12 protein-coding genes and 2 pseudogenes are annotated in these 21,873 nt (G+C 66.5%); 4 read left to right on the forward strand and 10 right to left on the reverse strand.

Annotated features, from left to right (window positions below; genetic code table 11):
* The first annotated feature begins 229 nt into the window (after positions 1-229).
* The 3 genes and pseudogenes from J7I89_RS05260 to J7I89_RS05270 all read left to right on the forward strand — a co-directional run bounded on the left by J7I89_RS05260 (position 230) and on the right by J7I89_RS05270 (position 4,184).
* On the forward strand, positions 230-1,429 hold the full coding sequence (locus tag J7I89_RS05260) for a polysaccharide pyruvyl transferase family protein (protein WP_214968003.1): 1,200 nt from the start codon (positions 230-232) through the stop codon (positions 1,427-1,429).
* 7 nt (positions 1,430-1,436) lie between these two features.
* A complete protein-coding gene (locus tag J7I89_RS05265; protein WP_214968006.1) occupies positions 1,437-3,464 on the forward strand; it encodes a DUF6541 family protein in 2,028 nt (675 codons plus the stop codon).
* A gap of 82 nt (positions 3,465-3,546) precedes the next feature.
* Positions 3,547-4,184, forward strand: a pseudogene (locus J7I89_RS05270) (DUF2461 domain-containing protein).
* A 37-nt stretch (positions 4,185-4,221) separates the two neighbouring features.
* Here J7I89_RS05270 and J7I89_RS05275 read toward each other — a convergent pair.
* The 8 genes from J7I89_RS05275 to J7I89_RS05310 all read right to left on the reverse strand — a co-directional run bounded on the left by J7I89_RS05275 (position 4,222) and on the right by J7I89_RS05310 (position 19,258).
* A complete protein-coding gene (locus J7I89_RS05275; RefSeq protein ID WP_214968009.1) occupies positions 4,222-5,775 on the reverse strand; it encodes an APC family permease in 1,554 nt (517 codons plus the stop codon).
* A 222-nt stretch (positions 5,776-5,997) separates the two neighbouring features.
* Entirely contained in the window at positions 5,998-11,490 is a 5,493-nt protein-coding gene (locus J7I89_RS05280) for a peroxidase family protein (RefSeq protein WP_214968010.1), read from the reverse strand.
* A 229-nt stretch (positions 11,491-11,719) separates the two neighbouring features.
* A complete protein-coding gene (locus tag J7I89_RS05285) occupies positions 11,720-12,148 on the reverse strand; it encodes a DUF779 domain-containing protein (protein WP_214968012.1) in 429 nt (142 codons plus the stop codon).
* A 15-nt stretch (positions 12,149-12,163) separates the two neighbouring features.
* Entirely contained in the window at positions 12,164-13,186 is a 1,023-nt protein-coding gene (gene adhP, locus J7I89_RS05290) for an alcohol dehydrogenase AdhP (protein WP_214968013.1), read from the reverse strand.
* 204 nt (positions 13,187-13,390) lie between these two features.
* Complete coding sequence (locus tag J7I89_RS05295; RefSeq protein ID WP_214968015.1) at positions 13,391-14,914, reverse strand: aldehyde dehydrogenase family protein; 1,524 nt, start codon at positions 14,912-14,914, stop codon at positions 13,391-13,393.
* Positions 14,915-15,103: 189 nt separating this feature from the next.
* Positions 15,104-16,468: a GAF domain-containing protein gene (locus tag J7I89_RS05300; RefSeq protein WP_214968016.1), complete on the reverse strand. Its 1,365-nt coding sequence runs from the start codon at positions 16,466-16,468 to the stop codon at positions 15,104-15,106.
* A gap of 224 nt (positions 16,469-16,692) precedes the next feature.
* The gene (locus tag J7I89_RS05305) at positions 16,693-18,126 is read right to left on the reverse strand and encodes an FAD-dependent oxidoreductase (RefSeq protein WP_214968018.1); all 1,434 of its coding nucleotides are present in this window, start codon (positions 18,124-18,126) and stop codon (positions 16,693-16,695) included.
* Positions 18,127-18,259: 133 nt separating this feature from the next.
* Entirely contained in the window at positions 18,260-19,258 is a 999-nt protein-coding gene (locus tag J7I89_RS05310; protein WP_214968020.1) for a DNA topoisomerase IB, read from the reverse strand.
* Positions 19,259-19,402: 144 nt separating this feature from the next.
* Here J7I89_RS05310 and rarD point away from each other — a divergent pair, with 144 nt between their 5' ends.
* Positions 19,403-20,413, forward strand: a complete 1,011-nt coding sequence (gene rarD / locus J7I89_RS05315; RefSeq protein ID WP_374102001.1) for an EamA family transporter RarD — start codon at positions 19,403-19,405, stop codon at positions 20,411-20,413.
* Between the two features lie 181 nt (positions 20,414-20,594).
* Here rarD and J7I89_RS05320 read toward each other — a convergent pair whose 3' ends face one another.
* Together J7I89_RS05320 and J7I89_RS05325 are read right to left on the reverse strand one after the other, a co-directional pair.
* Positions 20,595-21,434, reverse strand: coding sequence for a universal stress protein (locus tag J7I89_RS05320; protein ID WP_214968022.1), 840 nt, complete (start codon positions 21,432-21,434; stop codon positions 20,595-20,597).
* A 146-nt stretch (positions 21,435-21,580) separates the two neighbouring features.
* Positions 21,581-21,873: pseudogene (locus tag J7I89_RS05325) on the reverse strand (hypothetical protein); the annotation flags it as partial.

A 21,873-nucleotide genomic window follows, 5' to 3' on the forward strand; every position in this document is an offset into this window, starting at 1 on the left:
ACGCCGAACTCGGCGCCAAACTGCGTGCCAACCTGGGCGCAGCCCCGGCCGGCACCAGCTCCGACGCTGAGGCAGCCAACAAGATCGGCTAACAGCCTTTCAGCCTGACAAGAACCCCGCTGCGGCACTGCCGCGGCGGGGTTCTTTGCGTCCCTCTGCACGCGTCATCATCCGCCGGCACCGGCTGCCTGGCGCACGTCCCCGCCCGCGGGGCGATATAGTCGTCAGCATGCAGTCGGGCCTTATTTATCTGATCGGCCCTTCGGGCAACCCCAATTTCGGCGACGAGTTCATCGCCGCCGCCTGGCTTAGGTATCTTGCCGTTGAGCGGCCAGACGCCGAGGTGTGGCTTGATTGCCCCCAGCCGGGCCTCGCGCAGGTCCTCTTCGACGGACTGCATCCGCGCCTGCGGGTCACGAATACGCTGTGGCGGCTGGTTCACGAGAACGCCGACGTCCCGATTGAAACTGCGGCGGAAACGATCAGGACGCGGGTGACGGAGCTCGGCTCGCCCTCCTACGACCTTGGCATCCTCAAGATGCGCGAAGCAGAATCGCTTCACCTGATCGGTGGCGGCTTCATCAACGAGAACTGGTCCCATCACGTCGGACTGGTCGCGGGAATGCGGGCAGTCCACCACCTGACCGGCGCCCGCCTCATCGCAACCGGCCAGGGACTCATGCCTGCGGTGACATCCGCTCCCGCCGAGATGCCGTTGTTCCAAGGCTTCAGCCACGTCACATCGCGGGATGAGGCGGGTGCCGAGGCCTATGGTGTATCCCGGGGACTGGATGATGCTTTTCTCGGCGTGTCTGAGGAGATTGCCCGGACTGAAGCCCCGTCAGGCCTGTTCGTGTGCATCCAAAGCGACACCGCCGACCCGGAGCGTTTCGAAACGGCGGTGGCGTCGGCACGCAAGGCCGTGGAAAGGGCCCGGCGGCAGGGAATTGAGGCGTATTACGTCGAGGCCATTCCCGGTGCAGACCGCGTCGCTTATGACCTTCTGGCCGACCTCATTCCGGAGGAACGGTTCTTGCCGTTTTCGCACATCTGGACTCACGGCGTGCCCCTCTCACGCAATCAGACCTGGATCACGAGCCGATTCCACTTCCACCTGCTGGCAGCCGCCGCGGGTGCCCGCGGCGTCGCCGTCAGCATGAAGAAGGGCTATTACGACGTCAAACACGAGTCACTGGCCGCGCTGGGAAGTGGCTGGACGCTCACGACGGACTCTGAAGAGCCAGAAATGCCTCAGTACCGGGGAACCCTGCGGGATGAGCTGCCTGCACTTGTGGAGCAGAAACGTGCAGAGGCCGCGAGGATCTATCCGCCGCTGGCCGCCGGATCCCTGACAGCCGGCGCCGCCAAGCTCTTCGGCAAAGCCCTGGCCGCCCCGCTGAGGAACAAGATCCGGCCCGGAGCGCGCTGACACGCCCATGCTCGATTGGCTTCCTGGGCTGCTTCCGCATGCTCTGACCGTTGTCCTCCTTGTCGCCGCATTTTTCCTGCCGGGGCTTTTGGTGCTCCTGCCGCTGAAGCCGGGCTGGCTGGCAGTCACCGCTCTCAGTCCGGCCATCACCCTGCTGATCTTCCTCGCCGGAAGCTTCCTGGCGGACGCCGTGGGCGTACCCTGGAACGCCGCCACTGCCGCCGTTACTGCTTTGCCTCCCATCCTTGCCGCCTGGCTGGCCGGCCGGCGGTTCAGCTTCAGCACGCCCTTGCCGCCCGCCGGCCTCGGTTTGCCGGCGAAAATCGCGGTCGGTGCGGGCGTGGCGATCGGTTCGGCGGTGACCTGCCTGGCCCTGCTCCGCGGAATCGGCGATCCGGCCACAGCCTCGCAGGGCTGGGATCCGATCTTCCATCTGAACGTCCTGCGGTGGATCCAGGAATCCGGCAGCGCCACGCCGTGGGGCGTGGCCCCGATCTTCGGTGCCGGCCCGCCCACGTACTACCCCGCAGGCTGGCACAGCGCGGTGGCACTCGTCCCTGGCAGCGTAACGGAAGCAGCCAACCTGTCATCGATCGTCATCGGCGGCATGATCTGGCCGATCGGCCTCACCTTCCTGGCCTCCGTCGTTCTGCCGCGATATCCCGCGGCCTGGGCACTGACGCCACTGGTCGCTGCCTCGTTCGTCAGCTTTCCCTTCTCCCAACTCCTCCGCAGCGGCCAGTGGCCCAACGGTCTCGCCACAGCCCTGGTCCCGGCCACCCTCGCCGCGACCGTGGTGCTTCTGCGGCGCCTGACCCCTGAACAGCCGTCCGGAACGCAGGCCAGGGAGCATGTCCTCCTCGCCGTCATTGTGGCCGCGCTCCTCGGCGGCTGCGTCGCCGCGCACCCGAGTGCCGTTTTTGCCGCCGCCGTTGCCATCCTGCCCTTCGTGGCGGCCCGCTTGCTGCCGCTGCTTGTGCGGGGTGCACGCCGCCGTCCCCGGCGTGCGGTCGCTTCGGCTGCGGCTGCGGTTGTTGCCGCGGTGGCGGCGTATGCCGTGCTGGCCAATTCCCGGCTGCTGGCGGGCGTGATGGCCTACCGGCGGACGGTGCGGGCCGAAATCCCGGGTTCACTGCACCTTGCGCTCTTTGACCTTCCGCGGTTTCCGGCGCTGTCCCCGCCGGCCGCGGACGATTTCAACCTGGCGGTGGGGCTGCTGGTGATCCTTGGCGCTGTTGTTGCTGTGTTTGTCAGGGAGGCGAGGCCGCTCGCCATCTCGTGGCTGGCCTTTGTGGCACTCTACGTGCTGGCCGCGGGACCGGAAAACGGGCTGCGGTGGCTGACGGGTTTCTGGTACAAGGACACACAAAGGATCGCCCCCTTCATCGCGATGACGGGCAGCCTGCTGGCTGCCCTGGCTATCGCCGTGCCGGCGAGGGCAGCCAGGCGTGCAGTGTCGACGCGGATGTCCTCGGCCCGCGCCGGTGGCAGATGGCCTGTTCCCGCACTCCTCGTCGCCCTGCCCGTTGCCGTCATGATCTGCGGAATCTACTGGGGATCGGGGAGCTACCGGTCGGTGGAGCGGGTGGCGGTGGCCGCACAGAACTACGTGGTGTCCGACAATCCCGGAACCGGCGTCCTCTCCAGGGGCGAACAGGCCTTCATCGAGCGCGCCGGCGCGATGCTTCCGGCCGACGCGGTGGTGATCGGTGATCCGTTCAACGGCGAAACGTACTTCTACGCCCTCACCGGACGGCATGTGGTGTACACGCAGCTGGGCGCCCCGACGTCCGCGAGTCCGGCCAAGGAGCTGCTCCGCACCGGCTTCAATCGGCTGCGGACCGACAAGTCGATCTGCGAGGCCTTGCTCAAGGTCGGAGCCACGCACTTCTATGAGGATGCTCCAGGCGCAGCGCACGGCAGTGCGAGCCTGAAGCGTTGGCCCGGTTTTTACAATGTGCCCACCGACCAGGGCTTTGAAAAGATCGCGTCCGCCGACGGCCGCGCCCTGTACCGGATCACCGCCTGCAGCTAGCCGGACTGCGGCGAGCCGTCCGTTTTCCACATAGGCGGCCACGCCCGTGGCCCGCAGCGGTGCCAGTGCCTAGGCTTCAGTCATGAGCACATTCGAGGGCATCCCCGTCGCCGCTGCGGCGGCCTTCTACGCCGAACTGGAAGAGAACAACACCCGGACTGGTGGCAGGCCCATTCAGCGGTGTACCAGGAGTCCGTCAAGGAGCCCCTCACTGCGCTCCTGGCCCGGCTGGAACCGCAGTTCGGACCCAGCAAGATCTTTCGGCCGAACCGTGACATCCGGTTCTCGCAGGACAAGTCACCCTACAAGACCGCCCAGGGGGCCTTCGCTTCGTTTCAGGAAGGCCTGGGCTACTACCTGCAGCTGAGCGCTGACGGCCTGCTGGTCGGCGGGGGCTACCACTCGCATTCGCCCGCCCAGCTGGCCCGCTACCGGAATTCCGTCGATGCGACAGGCACCGGCGAGCAGCTGCAGCACATCGTTGACGCCATCGCCGCAGCGGGTTTCACGGTTGAAGGTGAAAAGCTCAAAACCGTGCCGCGGGGCTTCCCGAAGGAGCATCCGCGCGCGGAACTGCTCAAACACAAATCACTTTCCGCCAGCGTCGCTCTGGGGCAGCCGGACTGGCTGGCCTCCCCGGACGCGGAGCGGGAGATCGCGCATCTATGGGACAAGCTGCGCCCGCTGGTCCACTGGGTCGGGCGGAACGCCGCTCCGTAAGCGGCATTCCGCCCAGCCTAGTGGGATCTGTAGCTGATCAGACCTTCGTCAGGACGTCACGGTTGTCGTCGTCGTCCTCGAGGCTCTCCGCCGGGCCGTCCACTGCCGCCTTGGCCTCTGCGAACTTCTCGTTGAGCCGGGAGTGGCGCTGTCCGTAGGCGAAATAGATCGCCAGGCCCAGGGCAAGCCAGATACCGAAGAAGATCCAGGTCTCGACGGCCAGGTTGGTCATCAGGTAAAGGCACAGGACTGCCGACACGACGGGCAGCACCTTGCCGAACGGAACCCGGAAGGCTGGCTTCAGGTCCGGGCGCTTCTTGCGTAGGACGAGGATGCCCAGGCTGACCATCACGAACGCGGAGAGGGTGCCGATGTTGATCATTTCCTCGAGCAGGTCCACGTTGGTCAGTCCGGCCACCAAGGCAACTGCGGCACCGCAGATGACCTGCAGGCGGACCGGCGTCGAACGCTTCTCGCTGGTCTTGGACAGGGACCGCGGCAGCAGCCCGTCGCGGCTCATGGCCAGCACCACGCGGGAGAGGCCCATGAGCAGCACCATGATCACGGTCGTCAGGCCCACCAGTGAGCCGAAGGCGATGACCTTTGCTGCGTCGGTGTTGCCGACGGCTTCGAAGGCCGTGGTGAGCGTCGGGTTCTTGACGTCCGCGAGCTGCTTGTACGAAACCATGCCGGTGAGGGCCAGGGACACGAGGATGTACAACAGCGTGACCAGGGCCAGGCCGCCGAAGATGCCGCGCGGCAGCGTCTTCTGCGGGTTCTTGACCTCTTCCGCGGAGGTGGCCACCACGTCGAAGCCGATGAAGGCGAAGAACACCAGGGCAGCCCCGGCAAAGATGCCCAGCGTGCCGTACTGTGCCGGCGCGGCGCCGGTAAGGAATCCGAAGAACGACTGCTTCATGACGTCCGCGGCCCCTGCACTGGCAGTGGGCTCTGAGGCGGGAACGAAGGGGGTGTAGTTGGACAGCTTCACATAGCTGAAGCCCACCACGATCACGAAGATCACGACGCCGATTTTGATCAGCGTGAAGATGTTGCCGACGCGGGCGGAAAGCTTGGTTCCGAGCACGAGCAGCACGGTGAAGGTCGCCACGATGAGGAAGGCGCCCCAGTACAGATCGACGCCGCCGAGGGAGAGAGCAGCCGGAATATCGACGCCCATCAGGGCGAAGACCTTGCTGAGGTAGATGCCCCAGTACTTGGCAATCACGGCGGCGGCAGTGAACAGCTCCAGGATGAGGTTCCAGCCGATGATCCAGGCCAGCACTTCGCCCATGGTCGCGTAGGTGAAGACGTATGCTGATCCTGCCACCGGGATGGCGGTGGCAAACTCCGCGTAACACATGATCGCCAGGGCGCACGTGACGGCGGCAACAGCAAAGGAGACAGTCACGGCGGGGCCGGCGAAGTTAGCCGCAGCTTTTGCGCCGACCGAGAAGATGCCGGCGCCGACAGCAACTGCCACGCCCATGATCATCAGGTCCCACGTGCTCAGGGAGCGCTTCAGCTTGCGTCCGGGCTCATCGGCGTCGGCCATTGACTGCTCGATAGATTTGGTCCGGAAAAGATTCATAGGGAGTCCACAATCCTGGTTGGGGTTGGAAACAGACCTATCAATCCTAGTGTCCATCCAGTGGACGGCCACATTTGTCCCGCATAGTGAGACGCCGCGCACGCAAGACCACGCCCGGCCCTCCCCGCGCTGCGGCTGCGCGGTGTGGTGGAGGGCCGGGCGTGGTGTCTTGGGAGGAACAGCCGGCGGCTCTTTGCGGGAGCCGCCAGCCGGCCTGGTAAATTACACGGCACCCGTCCTGAACGTCCAGGAGCGGAAGACCAGCGGGTTGCCCGCCAGATCCCGGACTGAGGAGGTAGCCACGGTGTACGTGGTGTTGGCCGCGAGCGTTGCCGATGGGTTCAGCGTCGCCGTCCGCGTCGTGGCGTTGTACGTCACGGTCGCGGTCACGACCGGTCCGGTCAGGCCGCCCCGCCGCAGCACGACCGTGCCGGTGTTCACGTTCGTCACAGGCTCGCTGTAACGGACGGTGACGTTGGCCGTCCGGCTTACGTTCGTTGCCCCGATGCCCGGTGAGACCGAGACAACGGTCGGAGCGGGACCGGTGGTGAACTGCCACGACGTGAACGCGATGGTGTTCCCGGCTGTGTCGCGGACCGAGGAAACAGCCAGCGAGTACGTGCGGTCGGCCAGGAGGTTCGTGTTCGGGTTCACCGTGGCGGTCCGCGTCGTGTTGTTGTAGGCCACTGATGCGGGGACAACCGTACCGCCGAGCCGCAGCACCACGGTGCCTGTGGTGACATTCGCCACCGGTTCGCTGAAGGTCACGGACAGGTTGTTCGACTGGCTGACGGACGTGGCGCCCGCCGCCGGCGTCCTGGCAGTGATCGTCGGCGCCACGAACTCGGTTCGCGGCGTGATCAGCGAGGTACGGGCTGAGGGAGCTCCCGTGCCTGCCGAGTTGATCGCCGCGACGTCGAAGGTGTACCCCGTTCCGTTGATCAGCCCGGTCACCACGGTGCTCGTGAGGTTCCCCACGATCACCTCGCGGGTGGCAGTCGCGCTGGTCCCGACGAAGATGCGGATCCGGTACTGCGTCACCGCGGTGGCGTTGGGGACTGCCGCGGGGGCCGTCCACCGAACCGTGGCCTGCGCATTGCCGGCCGTCGCCGTGCCGATCGCCGGAGCACCCGCAAAGACGGGAGCCGACGGCGTCACCGGGCTGGACAGTGCCGAGAAGGCGCTGGTGCCGATGGCGTTTTCAGCCGCTATCTGGAACCGGTACGCCGTGCCGTTCGTCAGTCCGTCCACGACCAGGCTGGTGGTACCCGCATCTGCGGTCCGGATGTCTCCGACCTGGGTGCCGGAAGCATCGACGACCCGCACCTGGAAAGCGGTGGCCGCAGCCCCTGCTGCCGGAGTGAAGTTGACCGTCACCTGGGTGTTGCCGGCGATCAGGGCGCCGAGGACGGGCGTGGCGGGAGCAACACTGTCGGAGAACACCAGCCGTTCGATGTTCCTCAGGGTGTCGGTACCGTCGATGCCGCCGCCGTTGTGGACCACGGTGGTCACTGACCCGGGTGAACCCAGTTCGCCGGTTCCGCCGGTGGTGGTCACCGTGTAGTTCGCTTCGACGTCGGAGAATACCGCCGCGTCCGTTCCGCCGCCGGCGGACAGGAGCTCGCGGACTGCCACAATGTTGCCGGCGTCCACGGTGCCCGCGAAGACTGCTTCCTGGAGCGTCGGGCCGGTCAGGGCTCCTGCTCCGTCCCGCAGGTACTTCGCCGTCATGCTGGCGGCGCTGCCGATCTCTGCGCCGGCAGCGTCACGGACGCTCAGCCGGACGTTGAGGTAGCGGTCGCCGTCGATGATGTCATTGGCGCCGCGGCCTTCGAGGGTGTCGCTGCCGCCGCCGCCGAGGAGGATGTTGCCATCGCCCCAGACGTGCGTGCCGCTCAGGACCGGGCAGTCCTTGGAAGCCGATGCCGCCACCACATCAGCCAACGGAGTCGGCAGTGTCGGGATCAGCTCGTTCAGGCCCGCAATCCGGTTGACGCCGTCCTGGTCCAGGACGCTGCAACCGATGAACCCTCCGCCGCCCACCTGGCTGGGAACAACGTCGTCACCGCGGAGCTTGTCGTCCAGCGGGCCACCTGACAGCGACTCGACTTCGTTGTACCTGTCACGGACGCCCACCTGGAGGATGTCCAGCGGCAGGATGGGCAGATTGAGGTCTGCGTCCTGCGGCTGGGGATCCTGCAGGCCGATCTCCCAGTCGTAGCCGGAAGCTCCCGCTATCTTCTCAACGCCGGGGCCCGCGAGGCCGATGTCGTCGCCGCCTTCCATGTCGTAGTCGTCGTCGCCGCCCTGGCCAACCAGGATGTCGTGGCCCGGCTTCTGGGAGTCGTCCAGGAAGAACAGGTTGCTGGAGTCACCGATCAGCAGGTCCGGCTGGTCACCGCCCTCTTGCCAGTCGTCTCCGCCGTCGCCGAAGACGGCATCGATGCCTTGGCCTGCGATGATGAAGTCGTTCCCTTCGCCTGCAAAGGTTTCGTTGGCATTGGCGCCGCCGTTCATGAAGTCCTGGCCGTCGCCGCCCATGAGGATGTCGAGCCCGGGACCGCCGTCGATCGCGTCGTTACCCGGACCGCCCTTGAGGACGTCATCGCCGATGAGGTCGGTGATGATGTCGTTTCCTTCTCCACCCAGCGGAACGTCCGCACCGGAGCCGCCCTCGATGACGTCGTTGCCTTCGCCACCCCAGAAGGTGTCGTTGTCGTTGCCGCCACGGACCCGGTCTACTCCCGTGGTGCCGTTGAACACGCTCTGGCCGTTGATGCCCGAAGGATCAACAGTGTTGAACGCACGGTACTGGATGGTTCCGTCGGGCTGCCGGATCAGCAGCGCGGCCTCGTTGCACTCGGATGCAGGATCGTCGGCCACGGTGTTGCCGGAGGCGGTGAAGCCAGCCAGCGTACCGGCCAGGTTGCCCAGCTGGAACTTGCAGTCCGCGGTAGCGAAGGCATCAGCCTTCAGCGTGTGGACGTTCGTGTTCCGCATCATCATCTCGGCGAAGGAGTTTCCTTCGAGGGCTGCCCGGAGGTTCATGCCGGGGGTGCGGGCCAGATAGTACAGCCGGTCACCGTTCTGCAGGTCCGTCAGCTGGTTCTCAAAGACGTAGTTGAACGTCGAGCCGAGCAGTCCGCCGAACGGAGTGGTCATCTCCGCTAGGCCGCCCACCCAAAGGTCGACGTTGTCCACGCCCGTCCTCGAGTTGACTCCGTCGTTGGCCCAGGCATCCGTGCTGTTCATGAATGCCGATGCGTCGGCGGGTGCAACATCGCCGGCAATGGCGTCAGGGCTGACGAGCAGCCGTGCAGCCTCCCTCTTGGCCGCCAGGGTGGTGGCGTTCCTGATGGAGTCATGCTGGCCGTATGCCGCCACGAAGTTGATGAGCGACGCCGGGTGCTTCATGTTCTCGCCGAAGTCCACCCAGCTCTTGTACGGCGTCAGCGCACCGTCGTTGGTGGAGGAGAACAGGTCACGCCGCAGCACGTTCAGCGTGGGGATGCCTTCGGACCGTGCACGCGTCATGTTGACCGTGGCGAGGTCGAGCGGGAGGCCCAAGAGGTTGTTCCGCAACGTGTCGGTCACGAACTCGTCGAGTTCGTTGCCCGTCTGGTCCGACATGCCCATGATGATGCTGCCGGCAGCCTGTTCGGATGTGAGCTGGCCTGCCGAACCGCCGTCAGTGTAGGCCGGCGGGTTCAGGAACCCGTTAAGCAGCGAGATGTCGTTGCTTGTGCCGTCCGCGTTCGTCCGGGAAATCGTCTCGGTCAGCATGGAGTGACCGAAGCGGTACACGGCGTGGGCGAACTCCGCCTTGACGGCGGGGTTGATGTCCGTCTGCGTGAAGGCAAACGGCTCGAACGGGTTGATGGCGGGCTGGATCTTGCGGGCAAACTCCTCGAAGACCAGGTGCTGGTACTCCATCTCGGTGATGAAGCGTGCAGCCTGGAACAGTCGTTCGCCGTTCCAGCCCTCCGCGCCCAGCGCCAGCTTCCATTCCGCCAGGGCAGCCACACCCCTTTCCGAGGTGTCGTTGGTGAGGACGTTCTTGATGTCACCGACGAGGCGGTCATGCTCGGAGTGGAAGATCTGGTGGATTGCCGTCAGGCCGATGTTCTCGTTGACGCGTCCGTCACCGGCCGCGAAGTGCATGTCCAGGATCTCGTTGTCGTACTGGTTGACACAGCCCGTCGGGAAGCCGGGCTGGACACACGGCACGAGGCCCGGCGTCACGACGGTGTCCGGGTCGGCGGTGAAGCCGGGGTTCGGCACGGCGTTGTTGGCGATGTCGGTCAGGAACGGCGTGTCGAAATGCTTGACGTTTGCCGGGACAGCCACCGGGGCTGCCGTGTTGCCTTCGACCAGTCCGGTGTCGGTAACATACTGCGGAAGGCCGCGCGCGGGTCCCGGGATGAACTTGCCGTAGGCGTCCGAGGCGATCATCGGAATGTCCAGGGCGTCCTTGTCCGTGAGCTGGAGGCCCAGCAGGGTGGCCGCCTGTTCCTTGACGCCGGCCCAGGTGGCCATGCCGCCGGCAGTCGGGCCGGCAGGTCCGCCGAGGAGCTTGCCCGTGGAGACGGGACGGCCGGCACTGTTGTTCACGTACTCCCGCACGAAGACCTGGTGCGATGAGTGCGAGGTGTAGGTCTGGCTCTGGTCCACCCAGGGCGAATCGGTGTTGTTCGCGTCCTGGATGTCATCGGCGGTGCCGAAGGCGCCGTCGGGTCCGGCCTGGTTCTTGCCCCGGGTCAGCACCATGAAGCGCAGGTTCGGGTTGAGGTCGTCCGCGTTGCCGAACACGTGGTCCGGGCCGGCGACCAGCGGGTCATCGGCCTTCAGCGGCACAAACACGGATCCGCCGCCCTTGACCGTCTGGTCCACGCCGTGGTCGAAGAACTGTCCGAAAAGCGTGAACAGCGAGTTGTAGGGCGGCGAGAGGCCGACGTCGGTGGTCACATTCGGGATGAACAACGTGTTGTGGGAGGGCACGCAGCCGGCGGGAACGCCGGCAACGGGCGGGGTCGCCGTTGGGTCGGGATCCGTGGTGCAGGGCACCACGCCTTCGTTGCCCTGGGTCCTGACCGGGAAGCCCGCCGCCTGGACGGCGGCAGGATTCGTGGAAGTCTGGTCAACGATCAGGTTGCTGATGGTGCGCGGCTGCGAGTCAAACACGTTGCCTGACTTCTGCGCGTACGTGGTTTGCGTGGGGGGCCCGAAGAGGGATCCCGACTCCGCATCCCGGAAGGACTTGGAACCCAGCCGCGGGAAGGGCTGGTCCGCAGCGCCGAAGTATTCCTGGCCTGCCTGGAGGTTGTTGCAGCTGCCGTCGACAGTCCGCAGCCCGTAGGACAGCAGCGGGCTCGCGAGCTGGTTGGGGCCGGTCCCGACCAGTGCCCCGCAGGGTCCGGTGGCCGAGGTGGTGTTCGCCACGTGCGCCTCGGCGATCTTGATCTGCTTCAGGATGAACGACAGATCCGAGGGGGTGACGGTGAACCCCTCACCGACTATGGCGGCCGCCGCCGGAACCCCCACCACGGGCAGTCCGACGGCGATCGGGAGCACCAGCGACGTTGCTGCTGCAATCAGCCGGAAGGGCGCGGAGGTCTTTCCTGGCCTGCCGAATCGGAGACCGCGATGTAAGGGTTTGCTGGCGCCGGCCGCAGATTCTTCTGCGGATCCGCCGTCCTTTCGGGTGAGAAGTTTCATGGCACACCTGCCGCTAGGAGGGCTGTAACCGTGCCATCGTGCGTGGGGCCTCCAGTGAAAACCTTGTGGAAGCGCCCCACGCGTAGCAAGTCCCACTTTTACTGAGCCACCTAAATTGGGGGTTCCCAACCGGGGCCTTAAACGGCAAAGCCCGGGCGGGGCCGCTAGGTTGCGGCACCGCCCGGGCTTCAGGTCGCGGGACATCGGAGCGTCGAAAGCTACTCTTCGGTTACACCGGCCAGTCCATGAGAGTGGATCGGATGAGGAAGCGCTTTCCTTCCGGGGCTTCCACCGAGAAGCCGCTCCCCCTGCCCTGCACCACGTCCACCGTCAGATGCGTGTGGCTCCAGTAGTTGAATTGCTCCCTGGACATCCAGAACTCAAGCGCCATGGCGGCGCCGGCGCCGCCGTCCCCGCCGCCGTCATCGGAAATATCGAAGCGGCCCAGCAGGACGTCCGCGTCCCCGGTCAGGAACTCTCCGGCCGGGAAGCACATGGGCGAAGAGCCGTCGCAGCAGCCGCCGGACTGGTGGAACATGAGAGGACCGTGCTGCGTCCATAGTTTCCTGAGCAGCTGCACGGCCTCGGCAGTGAGCGCCACCCGGGAGAAGTCCTCCCCGGGCAGCGTCACTGCGGCGTCAAGACTGGCTTCAGTCATCACCGAGTCCGCTCATCAGAACCTCAGCACCACGCGGCCATCGATCTTGGCGTGCTTCATCTCATCGAAGACGGCGTTGACCTCGGACAGCCCGCGGGCCGAAACCGTGGGGTGGATCTTGCCCTGCGCGTAGAAGTCCAGAGCCTCTTCCAGGTCCTGCCGGGTGCCCACGATGGAACCGCGGACGGTCAGGCCCTTGAGCACGATCTCAAAGATCGGCGCCGGGAAGTCGCCTGGCGGCAGGCCGTTGAAGACGATCGTTCCGCCTCGGCGGGCCATGCCGATCGCCTGGCCAAACGCCGACGGGTGGACCGCCGTGACCAGGACGCCGTGGCAACCGCCGGTTTCGCGCTGGATGACCTCGGCCGGGTCTTCGTGCAGGGCATTGACCGTCAGTTCGGCGCCGTGCTGCTTGGCGAGGGCCAGCTTGTCGTCAGCGATGTCGACGGCTGCGACGCGCAGGCCCATGGCAACGGCGTACTGGACTGCGATGTGGCCCAGTCCGCCGATGCCGGAGATCGTGACCCACTGGCCAGGTTTGGTTTCGGTCATTTTCAGGCCCTTGTAGACCGTCACACCCGCGCACAGCACAGGCGCGACTTCCACCGGGTCCGAGCCGGCCGGGATGCGGGCAGCGAAGCGAGTGTCCACCAGCATGTACTCGCCGAACGAGCCGTCCACGCTGTAGCCGGCGTTCTTCTGTGCCTCACAAAGCGTCTCCCACCCGGTGCGGCAGTACTGGCAGTCGCCGCAGGCGGACCAGAGCCAGGCGTTGCCCACCATGTCTCCGACTGCGAGGTCGGTGACGCCCTCTCCGAGGGCCACCACTTCCCCGACTCCTTCGTGGCCCGGGACGAACGGGGGTGAGGGCTTGACGGGCCAGTCGCCTTCGGCGGCGTGGAGGTCGGTGTGGCAGACGCCGGTGGTCAGTACCTTGACCAGCGCCTCACCGGGCCCGGGTGTCGGAACGGGGATGGTAAGGACTTGGAGGTCCTTGCCGAATTCGGTTACTACGGCTGCTTGCATTGTCGTCGTCATTGGCGAAATCCTTGCGTCGTTAAATCAGTGTTGATCTAGGTCGAGTGACGGGTGGTGCTGCCTTCCTGAGGGGTGGCCAGGGTGGGACGGGCGGAAGCGGATGGGTGCCCATCCTCTCGCGCCCGGGCGTGGGCCGGCCGGCATCGGATGCGACGCCGGCCGGCGGGGCCGGGATCCAGGAAAAGGGATCCAGGAGAATGCGGCCTAGAAGAAGCCGAGCTTGTTCTCGTTGTAGCTGACCAGGAGGTTCTTGGTCTGCTGGTAGTGGTCCAGCATCATGGCGTGGTTTTCTCGTCCGATGCCGGAGGACTTGTAGCCGCCGAACGCGGCGCCTGCCGGGTAGGCGTGGTAGTTGTTGACCCACACGCGGCCGGCCTGGATCTCGCGGCCGGCGCGGTAGGCGACGTTGCCGTTGCGGGACCAGACGCCGGCGCCGAGGCCGTAGAGGGTGTCGTTGGCAATGCCCATGGCGTCGTTGTAGTCGCTGAAGCGCGTCACGGACACAACCGGCCCGAAGATTTCCTCCTGGAAGATCCGCATCTTGTTGTGGCCTTCGAAGACGGTGGGCTGGACGTAGTAGCCGCCGGCCAGATCCCCGGGCAGTTCTGCCCGGGCGCCGCCGGTGAGCACCTTGGCGCCCTCCTGCTTTCCGATGTCGATGTAGGAGAGGATCTTCTCCAGCTGGTCGTTGGAGGCCTGGGCGCCGAGCTGCGTTTCGGTGTCCAGCGGGTTGCCCTGGATGATCTTCTCCACCCGGGCAACGGCGTCGGCCATGAACGAGTCGTAGATGTCCTCCTGGACGAGGGCGCGGGACGGGCAGGTGCAGACCTCGCCCTGGTTGAAGGCGAAGAGCGTGAAGCCTTCCTGCGCCTTGTCGTAGAACGCGTCGTTGGACTCGGCGACGTCGTTGAAGAAGATGTTCGGGCTCTTGCCGCCGAGTTCAAGCGTGACCGGGATCAGGTTCTGGCTGGCGTACTGGCTGATCAGGCGGCCGGTGGTGGTCTCGCCGGTGAAGGCGATCTTGCGGATCCGGGGGCTGGAGGCCAGCGGCTTGCCCGCCTCGACGCCGAAGCCGTTGACCACGTTGAGCACGCCGGCGGGAAGCAGGTCACCAATCAGTTCCATCAGGACCAGGATCGAGGACGGCGTCTGCTCGGCGGGCTTGAGGACCACCGCGTTGCCGGCCGCGAGGGCCGGAGCGAGCTTCCAGACGGCCATCAGGATGGGGAAGTTCCACGGGATGATCTGACCGACCACGCCGAGGGGCTCGTGGTAGTGGTAGGCGGTGGTGTCGTCGTCGAGCTGGGACAGCCGGCCTTCCTGGGCGCGGACCGCGGAGGCGAAGTATCGGAAGTGGTCGGCGGCGAGGGGGATGTCCGCGTTCAGGGTTTCGCGGATCGGCTTGCCGTTGTCCCACGACTCGGCGACGGCGAGCATTTCGACGTTTTCGTCGATGCGGTCCGCGATCTTGTTCAGGATGGCTGCGCGCTCCGCGACGGACGTCTTGCCCCACGAGGGTGCGATCTTGTGAGCGGCGTCCAGTGCCAGTTCGATGTCCTCCGCCGTGCCGCGGGCCACTTCACAGAACACCTTCCCGGTGACCGGGGTGATGTTTTCGAAGTACTGGCCCTTGACGGGGGCAACCCACTCGCCGCCAATCCAGTTTTCGTAGCGGTCCTTGAAGGTGACCTTCGAACCTTCGGTACCGGGCTGTGCGTAAACGGTCATTGCTGGCTCCTTTGCTCTGCAACATGATGGCGATACGCAAGGTGATCGCCGTTGCACCCAGCCTAGGAGCGGGAAGGTTGCAGGCAGGTTGCAACCGTGTGAGCCAGCTCACGCGGAAGGTTGCGAGGCCAGGGGGCAGGTGGGGAGGAGCCAGCTCACGCGGAAGGTTTGCGTTCCCGGTGGCGCCGGTCAGGCGCTCAGTTCCGTTTCCAGCCGTTCAAGATCGGCGACGACGGCGGCCCGCTTGGGCGACCGCGGCGGCAGGAGCTTCAGGGCGGCCAGCCGGACGCCGACGTCGTCCCTCGCCTCCGGCAGTTCCGCATACTTGAGCAGCGACTCGGCGCTGCCGTCCGTCAGGACGGCCTCGCGCAGCAGCGTGGACACGCGGTCGCGCAGCTCCACGACGCCGGGCGCCTCGGACCGCGGGAGCACGGCCCCGCGGTAGATCTCGAGGGCGATCCTGTGGGCGCCGCGCTGGAGGCAGTTCAGCACCTGGCCGCTGTCCGGCAGGAGGTCCATGGCCAGCTTGTACGGGCGGGACTCCGGCACCGCCGCGGGGCTGAGCTGCTGGAGGATCTTGCGGAGGCGCACCATCTCGGCGCGCAGGGTGATGCTGGAGCCGTCGCCGGGATAGAGCAGGTTGCTGAGTTCCTCGGCGCTGAGGCCGTCCGGGTGGGTACTCAGCAGGGCCAGGATTTCGCTGTGCCGTGCCGAGAGCGCCACGGTCCGGCCCTCGATGCTGAGCAGTGCCTGGTCCCGGCCCAGCAATTGCAGGCTGTTGCGGTACAGGCTGCCTTCGGGCGCAGACCCGGACCTGGCAGCGGAACCGGGGCTCCGCCGTCGTGCCGGCGTCCGCGCCTGGGCGGCCGCCAGCTGGAGCCGCTCGACGCGCAGCTGCGCCTGCGCCGCCGCCACGGTGGCCTCCACCAGGGACAGCGTGTGGGGCGCCACCGCCGACTGCGTGCCGGTGATGTCCACGACGCCCAGCAGCGCACCCGAATCCGGGTCCTGGAACGGGACGGCCGTGCAGCTCCACGGATGGACGGAACGTTTGTAGTGCTCGGCGCCGGAGATCTGGATGCCGCGGCCAAGGGCGAGCGCCGTTCCCGGAGCACTGGTTCCCACCATGGCCTCGGACCAGTCCGAGCCCGGCACGAACATCATGCCCTCGGCGCGGCGCTGCATCACAGGGTCGCCCTCCACCCACAGCAGCCGGCCCACTTCATCGCCGACGGCAACCAGCAGGCCGCTATCGTGGCTGGGCTGGATGAGGAGCTTGTGGATCACGGGCATGATGGTGGCGAGCGGGTGCTGGCGGCGGTATTCCTCCAGCTCATCCCGGTCCATGGCCAGCGGCGCCTCGGGGACGTCCGGGTTGGCCTGCAGCTTCGCCGAGCGCTGCCAGGATTCGCGGATCAGGCGGCGGAGGCCGGGAATCTCCGGCGCATCGGGAAAGGCGCGGGCCCCGAGCTGCTCGTGGGCCGCCAGGGCATGCCGCTGTGCCGATTCCGCGGCTTCCCCTGGAGGTGCTGCCGGCTGGATCAGGTTCCTCATCGAACTCCCATTGCCACACACTTGATGGTGCCCGTTGCGGCACCGTCGCCGGGCGCGGACCACTAAGGGGGCCGCGCGCTCCGTCCGTCAAGTCTAATGGCGTCCACCGGCGCCCGCCATAGCCCGGGGAAGGGCAGCCGGGGCGGGTAGGAAGCGCGAACGAACACTTGAGGCCCGCCGTAGCGGGCCTCAAGTGTTCGTTCGCGCTGTTCTTCGTGGGGGTTTTAAGCGCGGGAGATCTCGATCATTTCCTCGCGCGGGACCACCTTGATGCGTTCACGCACGACGCCGTCGGACGCCCCGGATGCCGACCACGCCGCGCCGAGGGCTGCTTCGTGCGCGTTCAGCTTGTTCCAGCCTTCCCACGTGGTGTACTCGATGCCCCGGTGTTCCAGGAGGTCGATGATGGCCTGCGGGTCGGGGTTCTTGGCCGGGGGCAGCGTCAGCCGGTCCTCGAGGAGGAAGCCGATAGTTTCCAGGGCGTCGCCCTTGGTGTGCCCGATGAGGCCCACAGGTCCGCGCTTGATCCAACCGGTCGCGTAGATGCCGGGAACCGGGTTGCCTTCGGCGTCAAGGACGCGGCCGCCCTCGTTGGGAATGACGCCGCGCTTGGCGTCGTACTCCAGCTCGTCCAGCGCGGAGCCGTGATAGCCGATGGCGCGGTACACGGCCTGCACCGGGTAGTCGATGAACTCCCCCGTGCCCTTGACGTTTCCGGTGCCGTCCAGCTGCATCCGCTCGAACTTGATGCCCGCCACCTTGCCGGACCCGCCGTCGTCGTAAATCTCCACCGGGCTGTGCAGGAAGTGCAGGTGCAGGCGGCGGGAGGACGGCTCCTCGGCCTCGGCGTGCTCCTCCACGAGCCAGTTGGTCATGGTGTTCACCATGGTCTTGGTCTGGTTGTTGCTGCGGATCGCGTCATCGGAGGCCTCGTCGAACTCGAAGTCCTCGGGGTAGAGCACAATGTCCACGTCCCTGGCATGGCTGAGTTCGCGCAGCTCCAGCGGCGTGAACTTGACCTGGGCCGGGCCGCGGCGGCCGAACACGTGGACGTCCGTAACGGGCGAGTTCTTCAGGCCCTGGTAGACGTTGTCCGGGATCTCGGTGACCAGGAGCTCCTCGGCGTGCTTGACCAGCATGCGCGCAACGTCCAGCGCCACGTTGCCATTGCCGATCACGGCGATTTCCTTGGCGTCCAGCGGCCAGTCCCGCGCGACGTCCGGGTGGCCGTCGTACCAGGACACGAAGTCCGCGGCGCCGAACGAGCCTTCAAGCTCCACGCCAGGGATGTCCAGATCGGCATCCTTGATGGCACCCGTGGAGAAGATCACGGCGTCGTAGAAGGCGCGGAAATCGTGCAGGGTGAGGTCCCGGCCGTAGGTGACGTTGCCCAGGAAGCGGATGTCGCCGCGGTCCAGCACCTTGTGCAGCGCGTTGACGATGCCCTTGATGCGGGGATGGTCCGGGGCCACGCCGTAGCGGATCAGGCCGTAGGGCGCGGGGTAGGCCTCGAAAAGGTCGATGCTGACCTCAAAGTCCCCGTCCTTCACCTCGTTGGACTTGGTCAGGATGTCCGCAGCGTAGACACCGGCGGGTCCTGCACCGACGATCGCGACGCGGAGTGGCCGCTTGGCGGCTGATTCAGCTGAGTTGGACACCTGGAGCCCTTCTGGAACGGGAGACTGCGCCCGATCATCGGGGCGCGCAATTTTCAATACTAATTGTCCGCCGGATTCCGCGGTGATCCCGTGACGCGGGGCGTCAATTGCCCGGGTGTCAACTGCCCGGGTGTCAGCCGCCGCCGCGCAGGGCCACCACGTCCCCTTCACGGTAGAGCAGCGCGCGCAGCTCCGATTCCACTGAATCCACCCTCTTGGGGTCGATGGTTTCCCCGGACGAGAAGTGGTCCAGCAGACGGGGGTCAACGTAGCTTTTCCGGGCGATCGACGGCGTGTTCCCCAACACCGCGGCCGCGTCCTGCATGGCGGTGCTGATGACGCTCTTTCGCGTGGTCACGGTTTTCTGCGGCCCGCCCTGCGCCAGGCTGACCGCAGCGGCGGCCGTGCCCCGCAGGGTCCTGAAGTCCTTCGCCGTGAAGTCGGAGCCCGTGCGTTCCTTCACATAGCCATTGATGTCGGCACTGGTCAGCGGATGCCAGCTCCGTCCCTCCTTGTACGCCAGCAACCGCGCGTTGCCGCCGCGCCGTTTGAGGACCCGGACCAGGGCGGCAAGGTCCTCGTCAATGATTTCGGATTCCCAGGTCTTGCCGCTCTTGGCCGGAAAGCTGAGCTGCACGCGGTCCTTGCGCACATGGACGTGGGCGCAGAGCAGGGTGGCCAGGCCGTGGCTGCCGTTTTCGTTGGTGTAGCGCTCCGAGCCGACACGCAGCGATCCGCTGTCCAGCATCCGGAAGGCGGCGGCCAAGACGCGTTGCCGGGTGACGCCGTCGCTCCTGAGATCCATGGTGACGAGCCGGCGCGCGGCCGGCAGCGACTCCGCGAGCTGGAGCGCACGGTCGAACTTCACGCGGTCTTTCCGTTCCCGCCACTCGGGATGGTAGATGTACTGGCGGCGTCCCACGGCGTCCAACCCGGTGGCCTGGATGTGGCCGTTCTCAAAAGGTGCAATCCACACGTCCGTCCAGGCCGGCGGAATGCCGATGCTTTCGAGGCGGTCCCGCACGGGCCCCGGCGGCAGCGTGTTCCCGTCGAGGTCCCGGTAGCTGAAGCCCGTACCGGCCGCCACCCTTCGGTAGCCGCGGCCGGAAGCGTTGCTGTGGCGGAGCCTCATCTGGCCGATTCCTGCCGGTGCGTCGTGCTCATAATGGCAAGCCTACTGACTAATTCGGTGCTGTGAGCAAACACGCTTCCGGGAAGGCGGAATACCTGCCGTCCCGGTGGTGTTATTGGTCTTGTGCCTACGCCCAACGGATCCGTGTCCTCCGCAGTCCCGGCTGCCGCCCTTCCCGGCGCAGTGCCTTCCGACGCGGCCCGCCCCGGCGGCCTGAAGGCCGTGGACAAAGAGACGACGGCGGGTGTCCTGTTCGGTATCGGCGCTTACGGGCTGTGGGGGCTGCTTCCCCTGTACTTCTTCGTGCTCCAGCCGGCAAGCGCCGTCGAAATCGTGGCGAACCGGGTGGTCTGGTCCCTGCTCTTCTGCGTGCTGCTGATCACCGTCACACGGACCTGGCGGGTCCTGGGGGCTGCGTTCCGGAACCGTTCCGTGCTTCTCACCCTCGCCATCGCCGCCGGGCTGATTGCGGTCAACTGGCTGACGTACACCTACGGCGTGACCACCGGGCAGGCCGTCGAAGCCTCGCTCGGCTACTTCATCAACCCCCTCGTGTCCGTCCTGCTCGGCGTGTTCGTCCTGAAGGAGACGCTCCGGCCCCTGCAGTGGGCCGCCGTCGGCATCGGTTTCATTGCCGTTATTGTGCTGACGTTCTCCTACGGCAAGCTGCCGTGGATCGCACTCACGCTGGCCGTCAGCTTCGGGCTGTACGGGTTCGTCAAGAAGCGGGTGGGGCCGCGCGTCGACGCCATCACCAGCCTCACGGTGGAGACCATCGTCCTCGCTCCCCTGGCAGCCGCCACCATGATTTTCCTGGCGGTCAGCGGCAGCGCGTCGCTGGCGAGCAACGGTGCCGGGCACTTCTGGCTGCTCGTGTCGTCCGGCGTCATCACCGCGGTGCCGCTGCTGTTCTTCGGCGCGTCCGCACGCCGGCTGCCCATGACCACCATCGGGCTGCTGCAGTACTTCGCGCCGGTGCTGCAGTTCGTCGTTGCCCTGGCGGTGTTCCAGGAGGCCATGACCCTTGACCGGTGGATCGGGTTCGGCGTCGTGTGGCTGGCCCTGCTGGTGCTCACGGTGGACATGCTGGCCGTCGCCCGAAAGAACTCCGTCGCCAAGAGGCAGTCCCTGCGGGAAGCGCGAACGAACACTTAAGCCCCTGCCGCTTCCCGGCCGCCCTCACCCGCCCCAGCGCACCCGCCCCCAGCCCCCAGCGCGAATGACCCCAGCGCGAACGAGCAGATAATGCCCGGCTTTCCGCGTTTTGAGGGCATTGTCTGTTCGTTCGCGCTCAGGGACGGGGGCTTAAGTGCTCGTTCGCGCTCCAGGGATAGGGTCAGAGTTCGTGGGTTGCGCCGACCCGCTCGTAATCCCGCGGGACAACCACCATGGGCACCGGCAGGGCTCGCAGCACCTTGTTGGCCGTGCTGCCGAGGAACATGCGGTTCGTCTGCGCCAGGCGCGAGGAGCCCACGATCAGGACCTCCCCCTCGTCCCATTCGAGCCCGTCAATGGCTTCCTCAATGGTGCGGCCGTGGGCCACGATCACACTGACACCATGGCCGCCAGGCAGCTTTCCTGCGGCGTCGGCCAGCACGGTGTTGGCATGGATATGCGCGGCGTTGACCGCCTCGCCCGCATCACCCGCGGCGTCCAGCTCCACGAGTGACACCAGGCGCAGGGGAACGCCGCGCCTCTTCGCCGCATCGATGGCGACGTCGATCGCGGCTTCGGCCCCGGTGCGCCGGCCCACGGCCAGGGTCAGCCGGGTCATCGGCGCTTTCCGCTGGTACCCCCGAGGCGCCAGCGCCACGGGAACGGGCGAGGCGTGCAGCAGGGCGTTGGCCACACTGCCCACCGAATAGCGCTTGAACAGGCCGTTGCTGGCAGCGCCCATCACGATCAGCCCTGCCTTGAACTCCACCGCGGCGTCTATGAGCCCGCCGGCAAAGGAGTCCCCTTCCCGGACATGGAACTCCGCTTCGAGGCCCTCGGGGACCAGGCCGAGCCCCTCCCGTTCGGCCGTCAGCACCTCCTGCTCGGCGGCGCTCGGTGCGCCCTTCTTCACGGCATAGACAAGATCCAGGTGCGCTCCCTGGGCCATCGCCATCGACGAGGCCAGGGCAACGGCGTCCGCGCCGCGCTCGGTGGGTGTGTAGCCGACTACGTATCGCATGGGAAACCCCTCTTCGGGTCAGGGCAGACGGCAGCGCCGCCCCGGATTCCCGGCGTCGCTGCCTGGTCTGCGTTTCGTGGTGCAGTGGTGAGACTGACTCTACCCGCGGAAATCGAGTAGGAGGGGCGGGTTTCCCGCCCCTCCTCTCACACCACCGTACGTGCGGGCCTCGCATACGGCGGTTCGCTAGGTCGTTGAAAACGATCCCATGCAGCACGAAAGAGAATGAGGCCTTGCTCCACCCAATGGTTATTGGGGAGGGCGCGTTGGAGGATGGGCGAGCCCGCGATCCGCCAGTAGGCGCGGCTGCTCATAGCCCATTGATAGGCCAGGTCCGGCCTGATCCCGAGCCTGCGCAGCTTTGCCACCCGCGTTCGCGGTTTCTTCCATTCCTTCCACCGGATTTGGCGCATCCTGCGTCTGAACCATTCATCAAGGT

It is taken from the genome of Arthrobacter sp. ISL-5 (assembly GCF_018613835.1).
Classification (GTDB): domain Bacteria; phylum Actinomycetota; class Actinomycetes; order Actinomycetales; family Micrococcaceae; genus Arthrobacter.

Coding starts and splice junctions, on each gene's coding strand:
- adhP (WP_214968013.1), bottom strand. CDS start 13,186: ATGACGACGACAATGCAAGCAGCCGTAGTAACCGAATTCGGCAAGGAC.
- J7I89_RS05310 (WP_214968020.1), bottom strand. CDS start 19,258: ATGAGGCTCCGCCACAGCAACGCTTCCGGCCGCGGCTACCGAAGGGTG.
- J7I89_RS05285 (WP_214968012.1), bottom strand. CDS start 12,148: ATGACTGAAGCCAGTCTTGACGCCGCAGTGACGCTGCCCGGGGAGGAC.
- J7I89_RS05295 (WP_214968015.1), bottom strand. CDS start 14,914: ATGACCGTTTACGCACAGCCCGGTACCGAAGGTTCGAAGGTCACCTTC.
- J7I89_RS05265 (WP_214968006.1), top strand. CDS start 1,437: ATGCTCGATTGGCTTCCTGGGCTGCTTCCGCATGCTCTGACCGTTGTC.
- J7I89_RS05260 (WP_214968003.1), top strand. CDS start 230: ATGCAGTCGGGCCTTATTTATCTGATCGGCCCTTCGGGCAACCCCAAT.
- J7I89_RS05275 (WP_214968009.1), bottom strand. CDS start 5,775: ATGAATCTTTTCCGGACCAAATCTATCGAGCAGTCAATGGCCGACGCC.
- J7I89_RS05320 (WP_214968022.1), bottom strand. CDS start 21,434: ATGCGATACGTAGTCGGCTACACACCCACCGAGCGCGGCGCGGACGCC.
- J7I89_RS05300 (WP_214968016.1), bottom strand. CDS start 16,468: ATGAGGAACCTGATCCAGCCGGCAGCACCTCCAGGGGAAGCCGCGGAA.
- J7I89_RS05280 (WP_214968010.1), bottom strand. CDS start 11,490: ATGAAACTTCTCACCCGAAAGGACGGCGGATCCGCAGAAGAATCTGCG.